17 protein-coding genes are annotated in these 13680 nt (G+C 60.8%); 8 read left to right on the forward strand and 9 right to left on the reverse strand.

Translation table 11 applies throughout. The features are described from left to right. The first annotated feature begins 105 nt into the window (after positions 1 to 105). The 5 genes from QXU97_05645 to QXU97_05665 all read left to right on the forward strand — a co-directional run bounded on the left by QXU97_05645 (position 106) and on the right by QXU97_05665 (position 4781). Positions 106 to 555 carry a winged helix-turn-helix domain-containing protein gene (locus QXU97_05645; GenBank protein ID MEM4036070.1) on the forward strand — a complete coding sequence of 150 codons (450 nt, stop codon included), beginning with the start codon at positions 106 to 108 and terminating at the stop codon, positions 553 to 555. Positions 556 to 638: 83 nt separating this feature from the next. After that, positions 639 to 1985, forward strand: a complete 1347-nt coding sequence (gene purB / locus QXU97_05650; GenBank protein MEM4036071.1) for an adenylosuccinate lyase — start codon at positions 639 to 641, stop codon at positions 1983 to 1985. Further along, a complete protein-coding gene (locus QXU97_05655) occupies positions 1979 to 2992 on the forward strand; it encodes an adenylosuccinate synthetase (protein ID MEM4036072.1) in 1014 nt (337 codons plus the stop codon). The genes purB and QXU97_05655 overlap by 7 nt, the downstream gene beginning before the upstream one ends. Continuing rightward, positions 2993 to 4402 (forward strand): NAD(P)/FAD-dependent oxidoreductase, encoded by a 1410-nt coding sequence (locus QXU97_05660; protein ID MEM4036073.1) that lies wholly within the window; start codon positions 2993 to 2995, stop codon positions 4400 to 4402. Positions 4403 to 4487: 85 nt separating this feature from the next. Next, the gene (locus QXU97_05665; GenBank protein ID MEM4036074.1) at positions 4488 to 4781 is read left to right on the forward strand and encodes a DUF123 domain-containing protein; all 294 of its coding nucleotides are present in this window, start codon (positions 4488 to 4490) and stop codon (positions 4779 to 4781) included. Here QXU97_05665 and QXU97_05670 read toward each other — a convergent pair. Beyond that, on the reverse strand, positions 4768 to 5589 hold the full coding sequence (locus tag QXU97_05670; protein ID MEM4036075.1) for an aldo/keto reductase: 822 nt from the start codon (positions 5587 to 5589) through the stop codon (positions 4768 to 4770). The two genes, QXU97_05665 and QXU97_05670, sit on opposite strands and share 14 nt — an antisense overlap. A 116-nt stretch (positions 5590 to 5705) precedes the next feature. Here QXU97_05670 and QXU97_05675 point away from each other — a divergent pair, with 116 nt between their 5' ends. Beyond that, positions 5706 to 6125: a hypothetical protein gene (locus tag QXU97_05675; GenBank protein MEM4036076.1), complete on the forward strand. Its 420-nt coding sequence runs from the start codon at positions 5706 to 5708 to the stop codon at positions 6123 to 6125. Here QXU97_05675 and QXU97_05680 read toward each other — a convergent pair. From QXU97_05680 to thiW, 5 genes are read right to left on the reverse strand one after another with little or no spacing between them, the layout of a single operon-like run. Further along, complete coding sequence (locus QXU97_05680) at positions 6078 to 6728, reverse strand: hypothetical protein (GenBank protein ID MEM4036077.1); 651 nt, start codon at positions 6726 to 6728, stop codon at positions 6078 to 6080. The genes QXU97_05675 and QXU97_05680 overlap by 48 nt on opposite strands. Next, on the reverse strand, positions 6703 to 7398 hold the full coding sequence (locus tag QXU97_05685; protein ID MEM4036078.1) for an energy-coupling factor ABC transporter ATP-binding protein: 696 nt from the start codon (positions 7396 to 7398) through the stop codon (positions 6703 to 6705). The genes QXU97_05680 and QXU97_05685 overlap by 26 nt, the downstream gene beginning before the upstream one ends. Beyond that, positions 7355 to 8101, reverse strand: a complete 747-nt coding sequence (locus QXU97_05690) for an ABC transporter ATP-binding protein (GenBank protein MEM4036079.1) — start codon at positions 8099 to 8101, stop codon at positions 7355 to 7357. Before QXU97_05690 ends, QXU97_05685 begins: the two co-directional genes overlap by 44 nt. After that, positions 8098 to 8646, reverse strand: a complete 549-nt coding sequence (locus QXU97_05695) for a hypothetical protein (protein MEM4036080.1) — start codon at positions 8644 to 8646, stop codon at positions 8098 to 8100. Before QXU97_05695 ends, QXU97_05690 begins: the two co-directional genes overlap by 4 nt. Continuing rightward, entirely contained in the window at positions 8606 to 9118 is a 513-nt protein-coding gene (gene thiW, locus QXU97_05700) for an energy coupling factor transporter S component ThiW (GenBank protein MEM4036081.1), read from the reverse strand. The genes QXU97_05695 and thiW overlap by 41 nt, the downstream gene beginning before the upstream one ends. Before the next feature lie 124 nt (positions 9119 to 9242). Between thiW and QXU97_05705 the strand changes: the two genes are divergently transcribed. Beyond that, positions 9243 to 10397: a thiamine-phosphate synthase family protein gene (locus QXU97_05705; GenBank protein ID MEM4036082.1), complete on the forward strand. Its 1155-nt coding sequence runs from the start codon at positions 9243 to 9245 to the stop codon at positions 10395 to 10397. Between the two features lie 6 nt (positions 10398 to 10403). On the opposite strand, the gene panB is transcribed toward QXU97_05705, so the two are convergent. Together panB and QXU97_05715 are read right to left on the reverse strand one after the other, a co-directional pair. After that, a complete protein-coding gene (gene panB, locus QXU97_05710; GenBank protein ID MEM4036083.1) occupies positions 10404 to 11225 on the reverse strand; it encodes a 3-methyl-2-oxobutanoate hydroxymethyltransferase in 822 nt (273 codons plus the stop codon). Between the two features lie 34 nt (positions 11226 to 11259). Next, a complete protein-coding gene (locus QXU97_05715) occupies positions 11260 to 12696 on the reverse strand; it encodes a rhomboid family intramembrane serine protease (protein MEM4036084.1) in 1437 nt (478 codons plus the stop codon). 91 nt (positions 12697 to 12787) lie between these two features. Here QXU97_05715 and QXU97_05720 point away from each other — a divergent pair, with 91 nt between their 5' ends. Further along, on the forward strand, positions 12788 to 13075 hold the full coding sequence (locus tag QXU97_05720) for a hypothetical protein (GenBank protein MEM4036085.1): 288 nt from the start codon (positions 12788 to 12790) through the stop codon (positions 13073 to 13075). Positions 13076 to 13081: 6 nt separating this feature from the next. On the opposite strand, the gene purE is transcribed toward QXU97_05720, so the two are convergent. Beyond that, positions 13082 to 13609 (reverse strand): 5-(carboxyamino)imidazole ribonucleotide mutase, encoded by a 528-nt coding sequence (purE, locus tag QXU97_05725; GenBank protein MEM4036086.1) that lies wholly within the window; start codon positions 13607 to 13609, stop codon positions 13082 to 13084. Positions 13610 to 13680: the final 71 nt, after the last annotated feature.

Consider the following 13680-nt stretch of genomic DNA (forward strand, 5'->3'; position numbering starts at 1 on the left):
TAATTACGAGGACCGAACGCTCTCGTTCGATCTCTCGAACGCGCCGAGAGGACCGCGATACGTTATTATGTTAGGCTCCGGACCCGCCGGTGGAGCCGAGGAAGCTTGCAGGCCGAGAAGCTGGGCATCACGGCGCTTAGGATCTACGCTAAGCTCCTCGAGGCGGGAGAGATGGGCGTGAGAGAGCTGGCGAGAGAGCTCGGTGTATCCGCCAGCAGCGTGCACTATCATTTGAAAAGACTCGAGGAGCTCGGCTTAGTGGCGAGGGGCCGCGAGGGCTACACGGTATCGAGGCTCATTCCTATTGAGGGCTACGTGTTGTTGAAAAGAAGGCTCGTTCCCCGATTAATGATCTACTCGTTCTTTTTCTTGGGGATAGCGGTGGGCGAGGCAGCAGCTCTGGCGGCTCGAGGCTCTCTCGATTCCGACGGCGTGGTGGCTCTCTTCTCCGCGATCACCGCCTCGGTCGTCCTGATGATTGAGGGAACTCGCGCCTCTAAGCTCACGTCGCGAGGGAGTGGGAGCGGAAGAGGTGAGCGACTTAATAATCGATAGTTACAAAAGAGGAATAAGCTTATTTTGCGCCTCCCCGCCTCTTCGTCGGACCCTCCTATATTCGTCCAGGTAGGGTGCGCCTCTTGAGCGATTTGGTGTGCCCATTCGATTTCAGGTACGGCTCGGACGAGATGCGCTCGATCTTCTCTAGGAGCGCTACTCTCAGGAGGTTGGCTGTCGTCGAGGCGGCTATAGTTGGGGGCCTAGAGGATGCCGGCCTCGCCCCGAGAGGCTGCTACGAGAGGATCCTCGAGTGCTCTTCGTCGGTGGCGCCCGAAGAAGTCGACGCCGAGGAGAGGAGAACGGGCCACGACGTGGCGGCTTTCGCGTCTCTCTTGGGCGAGAGATGCGGCGAGTGTGGCAAGTACGTGCATCTGGGAGCTACGAGTTACGACGTCGTTGATACGGCGTGGGCCCTCGCCCTGCGCGATGCCCTCGCGGTGTTGAAGAGGAGAATGCTCTCCCTGGTCGCTAGGCTCTCTCGGCTCGCGAAGGAGCACTCGGGCACGATCATGGTGGGCAGGACCCATGGGCGCCACGCGCTCCCGATAACCCTCGGCTTCAAGCTGGCCAACTACGCGTACGAGCTGGCCAGAAGCTATGAGAGGCTGTGCGAGTGCGAGAAGAGGCTGACGCGAGGGAAGATCGCCGGGGCAGTCGGCACAATGGCGGGTTGGATGGGTCGAGGGCTCGAGGTAGAGAGAGGAGCCCTCGCGCGCCTGGGTCTCGAGCCTCACGCCATATCGACGCAGATCGCCCCGCGAGACGGATTCGCAGAGCTCGTCTGCTCTCTAGCCCTAATAGCCAGCCAGCTCGACAGATTGGCTCTCGAGTTGAGGGAGCTGGCCAGGGACGAGATAGGCGAGGTAAGGTTAGCCGCGAGGAGGATAGGCAGCAGCGCCATGCCGCACAAGAGGAATCCGATTTTAGCGGAGAGAGTTTCGGGCTTAGCCAGGCTCTCGCGCGGACTCTGCGCCTCGGCTCTCGAGAACGTAGTTCTGATGCACGAGAGGGACCTAACCAACAGCAGCCTCGAGAGGATCCTGGTTCCCCACGCGCTTCTGGTAGTCGACCAAATGTTGATAGACATGGGGGCATTCCTCGACGAGGTCGAATTCGATGAGGAGGCCATGAGGAGAAACCTAGAGCTCAGCGGAGGCGCGCTGGCTAGCGAGTGCTTAGTAGTGAAGCTCGTAACAATGGCGGGCCTCTCCAGGCGCGAGGCCTACTCGAGAGTAATGGAGTTGATCTCGCTCTGCTCCGAGAGGAGGGAGACGGTTCGCGATGCTCTGAGCCGAGGGGCTCTGGACGACCTGCTCGAGCGCGGGGAAGCCCTAGAGTGTCTGAACTATTCTAAATATCTAGGCAATGCGCGCGAGCTGACGGAGAGAGCCCTCGAATACGTCGAAGAGGCTGTGAGAAGATGCTAACCATAATAGTCGGCGGATTCTTCGGCGACGAGGGCAAGGGCAGCGTGACGGCCTACCTGGCCTTGGCCGACGACGCAGACGTCGCCGTTAGATGCGGGTCCGTGAACGCCGGACACACTGTCGTGTGGAGGGGAGTCGAGTACAGGCTCAGGATCGTCCCCGCGGCCTTCGTCAATCCGTCGACCAGGCTCCTCGTAGCTCCCGGGGCGCTCGTGAGGCTCGACCTGCTGTTCGAGGAGATGGAGAGGACGGGGACCAGGGGGAGGCTGTTCCTCGACGAGAAGACCGGCGTCATAGAGGAGAGGCACATCGCTATGGAGGCCGGAGACGAAAATCTGGCCAAGCGCGTTGGCTCGACTCTGCAGGGGGTCGGGGCGGCTACGGCGGACAGAGTGCTAAGGAGGTTGAGGCTGGCGAGAGAATTCGAGGAGCTGAGAGGAATGCTCACGGACGTCTCGGGAGAAGTCGTAGAAAAGGCGCGCTCGGGCGAGACGGTCCTCGTGGAGGGCACCCAGGGCACGTTCTTGAGCCTCTACCACGGGACCTACCCATACGTCACGAGTAGAGACACGACGGCTTCGGCTTTCGCCTCCGAGGTCGGGATAGGGCCTAAGGACGTCGACGAGGTCTTGGTAGTCTTCAAGAGCTATGTCACGAGAGTCGGAGAAGGCCCGCTGGCCGGCGAGCTCTCCTCGGAGGAGGCCGCCAAGCGCGGCTGGGTCGAGCGAGGCACCGTGACGGGGAGGCCGAGGAGAGTGGCTCCCTTCAACGTAGAATTGGCCCGTCGAGCCGTTATGCTTAACTCCGCTACGCAGGCAGCGGTGACGAAGCTCGACGCGCTCTTTGCGTCGGTCAAGTGCACGAGGAGCTGGGAGAAGTTGCCGCTCGAGGCGAGGAGGTGGGTCGAGGAGATCGAGAACTCAATAGGAGTCCCCGTGACCCTGATAGGAACCGGCAGAGAGCTGGATTGCATCGTAGACAGAAGAAGAGAAGCGGGGGGCCTCTAAGTGGAGTTCGATGTAGCCGTCGTGGGAGCGGGGCCCGCGGGGCTATTCGCTGCATACGAGCTGGTGATGAGGTCGGGCGATAAGCTGAGAATCGCCGTTATCGACCGAGGGGCTCGAGCGTCGGAGCGCGTCTGCCCAATGCACGCCTCCTCGTTGCGGGAGCCGGAGAAGCCAGCTCCTTGCGCCAAGTGCGCGCCGTGTCGCGTGATGCATGGCGTCGGGGGGGCTGGCCTCATAAGCAGCGGCGCCTTCAATCTGAGGCCAGACGTCGGAGGAGACATAGATAAGCTGATCGGCAGCTTCGTCGCAGCCGAGAGACTCATCAGCTACGTGGACTCGATCCTAGTTAAGCTGGGAGCTCCCGAGGACTCCCTAGTGCTGCCCAGCGAAGAGGTCTCGGAGCTCGAGAGATTAGTCGCGAAGACCGGCGCGAAGTTCGTGCCCACGCCTCAACGCGTCTTGGGCTCCGAGGGCACGCTCAAAGTGACGGAGAACATGCACTCTTTCCTCGAGAAAGCGGGGGTGAAATTTTTCCTCAACACTTTTGTCGCGCGAGTGCGCTCGAGCGGCCGAGCGTTCCTGCTCGAGACGAATTCTGGCACGATAGCGGCGCGCTTCGTTCTGCTGGCGCCGGGTAGATCTGGCGCCGCCTGGTTCTCGGCGATAGCCCGAGAGCTCGGGATAGAAGTAGAGCCCGGCCCTCTCGACGTAGGCATAAGAGTCGAGATACCATCTTACGTGGCCGAGCGCGTGACGAACGTGGTGAGGGACCCGAAAATCATAATGTATACGAGAGCTTACGACGATAAGGTGAGAACCTTCTGCACGAACCCAAACGGATTCGTCGTGCAAGAGGTTTACAATAACGAGATGGTCGCGGTCAATGGGGTCAGCTATAGAGGTCTAAAGAGCGCGAACACCAACATGGCTCTCTTGGTCACGGTGAAGCTCACGGACCCCCTCGAGGACACGATAGCTTACGGGAAGAGCATAGCTATGTTAGCGACCAAGCTGGGCGGCGGGAAGCCCATAGTTCAGAGGCTGGGAGACTTGCTGTCTGGGAGGAGGAGCACGTGGAGCAGGATCTCGAGGAGCAATGTTGAGCCTACGCTGAAGAACGTGACCCCCGGGGACGTCACGATGGCTCTCCCTCACAGGATCGTGTCAAATCTCCTCGAGTCGATCGAGAGACTTGACGACGTCATGCCGGGCTTGTACTCCGGCTCAACTCTCATCTACGCACCCGAGATGAAGTTCTACAGCGTGAGAGCAGTTGTTTCGAAGAAGCTGGAGACGACCGTGGAGAACGTCTTCGTCGCAGGAGACGGCGCCGGGCTCTCGAGAGGCCTCAATGGAGCGGCCGCGACGGGAGTCCTGGCGGCCAGGGGCATATTGGAGAAGCTGACTTAGGAGGAGGGGCTCGGCCTCGCTCTCTTACCTGCTCGAGCTCTCGTGTAGAAGCGGAAGAGTTGAGACGAGGGCTGGAGCCTTTGAGTTGGAGGCGGGGAGCTACGTTTACGTGGGCTCGTGCGGCAGGAGCTGCGCCAAGAGGATCTCTAGGCACTTCTCAGAGAAGAAGAAACGCTTCTGGCACATCGATTTTCTGACCGATGCTTGCTCTCCCACCTCGGTCGTAGTTCTGAGGCTGCCGGAGCCCTCTCTCGCCCTCTCCCTCTCGAGAATATTGCCGGGCGTCCCGGGTTTCGGCTCCTCCGATGATAGAAAGGCCGGCACTCATCTCTTCAGAGCCACGCTGGCATCGGTCATTGACGCGCTTACAGAGCTCTGAGGAGCTCGAGGTCCTCGCGTGAGAGCCTCCAGCCTAGAGCTCCTCGAAATTCATCGATTCTCCTGGCTTTCTCGCTCTTGGGTATCGCGATGACTCGCTTGTGCGATATCAAGTAGTTGAGAGCCACCTGCGCGGCGGTCTTCCCGTACTTCGAGCCCACCCTCTTCAGCTCCTCTATTTCAACCACGAGCCCCCTCTCGAGCGGTGTATAGGCTTGCAACGTAACCCCAGCCTCCACGCACAGAGGCAGCAGCCTCCTCTCGACGCTCTTGTCCAACACGCTATACTTCACCTGGTCGACCACTATATCGTGCTTGCGCGTTGAGCTCAGCGCCAGCTCGAGCTCTTTCTCGTCGAAGTTGCTCACTCCGATGTATCTGGCGAGGCCGGCCTCGGCAGCTCGCTCGAGGTTCCTCACTTGGATCTCAATGGGCAATACGGGGTGCGGCCAGTGTATCAGGAGCAAGTCCACGCTGCTTACGCCGAGCCTCGAGAGGCTCGCTCTGGTCGCTCTCAGCACCATCTCGGGCGACGTGAAGCGCTCCGGGAGGAGTTTCGTTACTATGAAGACGTTGTCGCGACCGACTCTCGCGACTACGCGGCCCACGAGCTCCTCGGCTTTCCCCGAGTCGTACATCTCGGCTGTGTCGATGAGGTTCAGCCCCTCCTCGATCGCCCTCGTCAACGCGTCTTCGGCTTTCGCGTAGTCTCTGATGTCCCACGTGCCGATTCCTATGGCCGGAACCCTCTCTCCCGTCCTCCCCAGCTCTTTGCGGTCTTCCCAGTCGATCACGAGCTCGACGCTCAAACGCCCCCGGGCCCTCTCACGTAGATCGCGCTCGCAATTATTATTTGGGGCTCCGAGACCGAGGCCCTGGAGAGAAAAGAGAGCGGCGAATCCCCGAGCGGAGGGGGCGACGGCTCTTGCCTCTGCCGGAGGGGGTTTACCTCTACGAGAACGGGGTGCCGAAGCGAGCCGAGAGGCTCGAGCTGCCGGACGGCCCCACTTTGATATTCTTCGACAACGTCAACTGCCCGTACTGCAGGATCTTCGATGTGCTGTGGGACGCCATGGTCGAGGACAGAGAATTGAGGTCCCTCAACTTCGCTCGCGTGGTTTGCACTTACTTCGAGAGCAACTGCGGAGACCCTGGCTCGAAGAAGGCTTTCGGGGAGTTCAAGGTGAAGAGGAGCCCCTTCGTGGTGCTCGCTCTGAAGAATCCCGAGGGGACAAAGCTCGTCGAGCTTCCCCCCTCCAAGTTCAATTATGATTACGTGGCCATGAAGAAGGCCATACTAAAGGCCCTTGAGGAACACGAGCAGCAGCGGGTGGAGGAGCGCTAAGAAGACGAAGACGACGTCGGCTGGCCCCCACGATATCTTCCCATACCAAGCTCTCTTCCTCGTGGGCCTCTTGAAGTACAGAGCCTCAGCCAAATAGAGCGAGGAGTTGAACGAGAAGACCACTAAGGGTAGGGGGACCTTGGTGACAATCGCGACCTTCCCTCGCACCCCTCTCCCTCTCATCGCGGCGTAAGCCTCGTAGACCGAGCTAAGCAGGAACTCCGATAGCCTGATCGTCACGGGAAGGGCGAATCCGACCAATGGGGGGATGCCCGCCTTGTTGAGCAGTCGAGCTAGCCCTGAGAAGTCGACGGCGATGAGAGCAGAGGATGTGCCCACGACTAGGACGAGTATTCTGTAAGCCGTCTCGAGAGCCGTCTCCAAGTCCATGAAGGCCCACACAACGATGAGTGAAGGAACGGAGGCCCACGCGTAGAGCGGGTAGAGCCTTCGGAGAGCTCTAGTGTATAGGGCCGCGGCTAGCGAGATGAGGCCCGCCTCAGCGAGCCTGCCCGTCGCGAGCGCGAAGAGCAACCAGGCAACCAGCGCGAGCGACGCGAAGGGATTGAGCCTCGCCTCAGCCTTCTCGGAGGCACTCGTCAACGCTTCTCAGCCTCATTCCCACGCTCTCGGCCAGTTTGACGAGGTCCGTCTTCGGGAACCCCTCCTCCCACAGCGCTCCGCTGTAGACTACGTCGAGGGCCTCTCCCTCGAGCACCACTTTGCCCTCGCGCAGGATGATCACTCTGTCCGCAACCTCCAAAACGAAGTCCACATCGTGGCTCGCGACGACGACGGGCTTACCGAGTTCGCGGAGCATCCTGGCAACCTTCCTCCTCTCTCTCGCGTCGAGCCCCGTTGTCGGCTCGTCGATTAGGACCGCGTCGGGATCCCACGAGATGGCCAGAAGAATGGACAGGATCCTAGCCTGGCCGGCGGATAGCGTGAAAGGCGATCGGTGGGCCAGGCTCGAGAGCCCGTGATCCTCTAGGAGGCTCCGAGCTCTCTGGCCGCCCACAGCCTCGCTGAGCTCGTCGAGCACCGTCGACTTATAGAACGAATAATAGGGGTTCTGCCAAGACGAGCCGATCCTCTCGGGCCTACTGACTCGACCTCTATCGGGCCTCAGCGCTCCCGAGAGCACCCTCAACAGCGTGGTCTTGCCGCTGCCGTTGCGACCAACGAGAGCCGTGATCCCTCCCCAGATCTTCAGAGTCACGCCGCTCAGCCTATTGCGAACCCACACATCCTCTAGCTCGAAGATGGGACGCAAGGTCCTCGAGCCTCCTGAAGCCCAGCTTAGCGTGGATCGGGAGATACACCGTATCGCCGAGGATCTCGCCGACCTCTAGTAGGTCTCGAGCCTCGATGACTCTCCCGTCGATCACCACGAGGATTCTATCGTACCAGCCGTCGAAGTAGTGGAGCCTGTGGTCGGCCACTACCACGCCCTCGACCTCGAGGTCGCTCAGGAGCTCGATCAGCTCAATGCACCCTCGCGGGTCGAGGTAGGCTAGAGGCTCATCGAGCATGAGAAGCTCCGCCCTCGTGAGGAGGGCGCTGGCTATGGCCACTCTCTGCTTCTCGCCCATCGAGAGCCTCGACACGTTTCTTCTCAAGATCTTCTCGATGCCTAGCCTCTCGGCGATCTCCCCGATCTTCTCGGAAGCCTCTTCCCACGGTAAACTCTCGTTCTCCGCCACGAACCTCAGCTCCTCCTCCGGGGTCCTCATTAAGATGAAGACCTCGAAGAGCTGCGGTACCACGATGACCCTGGACATTATCTCGACTCTGCCTCGCAGCGTGCCCCCGTAAACCGAGGGCGCGAGGCCCGAGGCCACGCGCAGGAGGGTGGACTTCCCGCTCCCAGTGGCCCCGACCACGAGAGTTCTGCCTTTTCTCACCTCCGTCGTCACGCCGCGCAGAACCCAAGGGCCGCTCTCGTCGTACTTGTAATATACATCGTTGAGTCTCACAAGCGCCAGACCAAATCCACCTCCTCGGCCAACCTCTCGATGGATTTCCTCTCGCGCTCCCACAGGCCGCACGCGTCTCTGAGCTTCTCGCCGTAGTAAGCGTTCCCTACGAAGAAGGAGGACCTCTCTAGGGCCTCGAGCATGAGGCGCTCGTCCCCGGCGTGGAGATGCACGCTCAGGTCGTTTACGAAGAGCACCGGCGTGGGACGCGACAGATATTCCGACAGGGCTCTCGAGGTGGCCTCTGCGTTGAGCCTCGCGTACAGCCACACCTCTTCGCAGCTTCTCCCCTCGAGTCTCGGAGCGAAGATCCTGGGCGGCCTGACGAGCCTGACGCGCTCTCCGCCCACTCCGCTCACGGCGAGAGGTCTCCCCACTCCTCGATAATTCGGCGCGAAGTCCAGCACCGTGACCAGGCCGGGATCAACAAAAGATAGGAGGGATCCTAGGATCCTCTCGGTGACCCCCGTCTTGCCCGAGCCCGTCTCGCCAATGATCAGCAGTCTAAATGAGCTTCGCGGTCTTGAGCAGCTTGAGGGCCGCAAAACCTACTACCGTCCCGATAGATGTGCTCGCTAGCCATATCAACCATATGGGTACCAACGCGGCCATCCATGCCTCGTATTTTCCAATGAGCGGGGCGAAGACGTAGAGAGCCAGCAGGAAGCCCACGACGGCCGTGCCCACGGGCTCGATGAAGGCTGCATACTCCGTCGGCTTGCCCCTCTTCTCTAGGTACAACGCCAGCAAGCCCACCAAGAGGGCCCCGGGTATTCCGCCGGGGTAAGCGAAGATCGTGCCCAGACCGAGGGCTATTCTGACAGTCCCTATGAGAATCGCCATGCCGGTGGCCCACCAGGGTCCTAAGATCACTCCGGCCAACACGTTGACCATGTGTTGCCACGGGAAAGCTTTCGTGGGACCCACCGGTATGTTTATCGGTGCGAGCGCCACGGCCAGGGCCGACAGCATCAGAGCTAGGGCGATCTTACGCTCCACGCTCCACTTGACCGGCACGCGCGACCCCTCCTCGGTTCTCATCTTCCCCGAATTATGTACTTTTCTTTAACCAGATTAAAGCAGCGATCGCTACAAAATTAGCCGGGGGAGAGAGGAGGAGACCGGGGGAAGGGGAGAGGCCTTGGCTAGATTGGCTGTGCTCTCGTGCACATCGGACCCGGCCAGATGCGCTGAGGCGGACGTGAAAGCCGCCGTCGCCTACGACTTAATCCCCCTCATCTTGAATCGCGCCAAGCTGAGAGAACAGCTGAGCTCGCTCGCGGAGCACGACGTACTCAAAGTGTCCTTCACGGACGAGACGGGTCTAAGCCTCGAGGAGGCCGAGCTCATCTCGGCGAGCCGAGCGCTCCTCGTGCTGGGGCCGGGCGTGAGCGTCGACCTCTGGGGAGCGCTGCTGCCGAGGGCCTCTCTTGCGGTATCGATCGAGGGATCCAAGCTCCTCTTGACGTGGAAGGAGAAAGAGAGGGCCGTTAGCGTAGAGAGCCTCGTCTCGAGGAGGGGCCCCGATGCTCAAGCCTACGCCAATACGGTAGCGTCGCTAGCCTCGTGCTTCCTCGCGCGCGGGGAGGAGCCTGGGAGCGCGGCCAAGCGAGCTCTGGCCGCGGCTTGGGAGGCGTGGAGATACTGCGAGCCGAGCGAGCATGGGTGCGTGCCGGCTCCCGAGGCTCCCAGAATGCTCGGTTATCACAGATGGGAGGTCCTGGAGAATCTCCAGAGAGCTCTAGGGACTTTGGCGGCCTCATCGAGCCTCATAATATCACTGGGTCTCGTACCGGAGGTCGGAATAAACGTAGCCATGTCTCTACCGAGTAAGTACGCGAGGGGACCCGAGGACGTCGCGGCTTTCCCGGGAAGGATAGTCGCGGCCGAGGGACTTCTCAGAGCCCTAGGCCCTCCGACTTTCGGCGCCTCGAGGCACCTCGCCAGAGCGATCCTGGCGGTTCAGAAGAGCCACCCCGTTGTTAGGGCGGCGGTCAACGTCAGATACAGCGAGAAGCTCGTCGAGGCGGCCCAGTGGCTCGGTCTGAACGTCTCCAGCTACGACAGGAGAGAGGAGCCGGAGGAGGTCAAGGCCAGAGAGGGCGCCACAATACCCTGGGGCGTGGGCGTGGCGTTGGAGAAGCTGAGGGGGGCGCGGCCCGACGTGATCTACCACGTGGGCGACTACGGGAAAGAGCCCATGCTCACGGTATTCGGGGAGAGGGCTACTGACGTCGTAGATAAGCTCGTGAGGATGGCCAGAGCGGCGGCCGGCGCAGTCCCTTCGCTAATTTGACGCTCATCAAGTCGAACCGGCCGCGGTGAAGTAGTGCTCGCGCCCGGGGAAGACGCGACTTCTGACCTCTTCGGCGAATCTCCTCAGAGCATCTCTCGTCGAGGCTGAGATGTCCGCGTATTTTTTGGCGAAGGGCGGCGGAGATGCCGAGAGCCCGATTATGTCGTGGAGCACGAGGACTTGGCCATCGCAATAGGGACCGGAGCCTATGCATATCGTCGGTATCGCCAACCTCTCGGTAACCTCTCTAGCCACCTCCGCGACGACGAACTCCAAGACCACCGAGAACGCGCCGGCCTCCTGAACGGCCTCGGCATCTCGCAGCACCTGCTCTCTCTCGTCTAGCTTCTTTCCAATGAGTCTGTAGCCGCCAAGCCTCAGGTACCTCTGGGGAGTCAAGCCCACGTGCCCCATGACCGGGATCCCCGCTCTCACGATGGCTCTTATCTCGTCGCGAAATTCCTCGCCCCCCTCTAGCTTCACCGCCTCGGCTCCGGCCCTCGCGAATGCTCCGGCGCTCCTCGCCGCTTGAGTTGGGCCGAGCTCGTAGCTCATGAAGGGCATGTCGGCCACTACGAGCGCCATTGGCCTTGCCCTGGCGACCGCCCTCACGTGCTCGAGCATCGTGCGCATCGAGATGCCCAAAGTATTGTCCATACCCCAAACCACCATGGCCGCCGAGTCTCCTACGAGTATTATGTCGACTCCCGCTTCGTCGACCAGTTTGGCGAAGACGTAATCGTAGGCGGTGGTCATCACGATCTTCTCTCCCCTCTCTTTCTTTCGCAAGATCTTTCTGACGGTGATCTTCTCCCCCAACGTCTTCACCGCGGAGCTCCTCAGCTCGACTCGCTAAAAACTCCTACGAGACGAGGGCGTAGTGCTTGTCGCGCGCCACGGCCACGTATAGGGAGGCCGCAACGATGATGAGTGAAGCGATCGAGGAATATTCGGCGAGGAGCCCCAAGTCGCCGCTCCCCCTAGACGATACTTCGAAGGAGCTCACGAAAGGCTCGCCCGGGCTGGCTGAGCAGGCCCCCCCGGTTCCAAAGGTCACGTTGACGACGACGCTCGCGAGGATACCCCTCGCCTCCTTCGCGAGCCCCCTCTCGTCGTAGACCGCTACGAGCCCCCTGAACTGCACCGGGACCTCGAGAGGGGAGCCGGGGCAAGCGAGCACGCGAGCGGTCGTGGTCAACGAGTCTTTCTCCAGCAAGCCCCCCTTCATCGTGGGGTTATAGAGCAGCCCCGAGCCCCAGAGCCTATTGAGCGTGATCCTCGCGGCGTCCGGCATGAGCTCCGAGCCCGTTATAGCGGGGGATCCGTTCACCCACGTCACCAGGAACCTCCCCGAGGACTTCAACGTCTCGTCTATGTTTAGCTCGAGGAGCGAGGCGGAGAGACCCGGCCTCGCTGCGATGTTGACGTACGCCAGCCCCGCTATCATGGAGACCACGAGGATGGCTAACGCGAGCCTCCCTCCTCTGCCGAGGCCCGAAGGCCTGGCCTGGCCGAAGAATCTAATGAAGGAGAAGAGCCCCTCTCTCAGCGCCACATAGTATTTCAAAGAGGCGAGCCTCTCTCCGCGCAGGAGGAGAGGCAGGAGAGCGATCCCCGCAACGAAGCCCCCTGCGTGAGCGAAGAACGCTACGGCCGCTCCGCGGCTCGCGTACCCGTAGATCACCTGCGTGGCGAACCAGAAGAGCAAGAAGTACGAGGCCCTCGTCGTGAAGCAGAGAGGGAGCACGAAGAACCAGAGGCAAGCCGTGAGGTGAGTGCCCGGGAACAGCAACAGATAGGCTCCGAGGACACCGCTTATGGCCCCCGAGGCGCCTACGGCTGGCACGATGAGAGACGAGACGCCTTGCACGAAGCCGAAGGCCGTGTGGGCTACGGCGGCGGCGACTCCGCTGAGCATGTAGAGGGTCAAGAATCTGCCCGACCCGAGGACCCCCTCTAGGGCCTTTCCGAAGAAGTACAGGAAGTACATGTTGAAGAATATGTGGAAGACGTCGGCGTGGGTGAACATGCTTGTGAAGATCTTTAAGAAGCTCGAGGGTTGAACCGCCAGCTCGGCGGGGACGAAGCCGAGCTCGGAGACCCATCGATCGGCGGAGCGCAGGAAGAAATTCGATGAAGACGTCATCAGGTATAAGGCCGCGTTGATCGCTACGAGGCTCAGCGTGACCCCCCTCTTAGGCGAGATGCCCGGAAGGCTCGTCCTGGTTGGGAAATACTTGAGCCTGGGCGTCTCGCCCGTGCCTCGACGGATCAAAGCCCAGCTACTCTCCAACATCATCTTTTTCGGACTCGAGTTTAAAAGAAGAGCTGAAACGCGAAGAATAGATAGATTAGCGCTCGATGCCTCCTGAAGAACGAGGTGTCTTCGAGTGAACATAGCGTTCGAGACGTGGAAGGGGAGAGCTCTGGCCACGCTATCGTCGATCCGCTCCGAGCTGCAGAACCCCGGGCCGGAGCTTCTCGAAGACATCAAGAGGCTCGAGTGGTGGATACCGAGGCTCAGGCTAGAAGATCTCCCCGTGTTCGACGAGATCGTGCGGGAGCTCAGCCGGCGTTACGCCTCCGAAAAACTGCTGAGTCTCCTCCCGACCGAGGAGGAGAGATCTAAAATCAGAGACGAGAGCATCGAGAGGATGCTCTTCAGGGTAGGCGACTGATTCTTTTCATTGGTGAGCTCTCGACGTCGAGTTAGAGGTTGAGGGCTGAGGAGCTCCTCCCGCTCCTCGGGGGAGCTCAAGTCGCTTGAGCCCTCTCTTGATCTTCTTCTCGTAGTACTCGCGGAGCCTCTCTCGGATCTCCGGGTACTTCACGGCGAGAATCCTGACCGCCAATAGTGCAGCGTTCTCTGCCGCGTCGATCCCAACGCAGGCGACGGGAGTGCCCGGCGGCATCTGAGCTATAGAGAGCAGGGAATCCAAACCGCCCAGCTTGACGGACCTAGGCACACCCACTACGGGTTTCAAAGTCCTCGCCGCTATGGCACCTGGCAGAGCCGCCGAGAGCCCAGCGACGCAGACGAAGACCTCGACCTCTGACGATTCGACGTACTTCTCGAGCTCGTCGGGATCTCTGTGAGCGGATACGATAACGTACTCCGTCTCGATGCCTAGCTCCGCGAGGATCGAGCATATCTTGTCTCCTAATTCGCGGTCCGACTCGCTCCCCAAGACAACCGCTACTCGGGGAGGCAAGAATCACCCCCACCCGACGATGGGTCTGCGCGGCATTTAAAGAGCCCCTTTGAGTCGAGGAGCTCGCGAGG

The organism is Fervidicoccaceae archaeon (assembly GCA_038878695.1).
Classification (GTDB): Archaea; Thermoproteota; Thermoprotei_A; order Sulfolobales; family Fervidicoccaceae; genus JAVZVD01.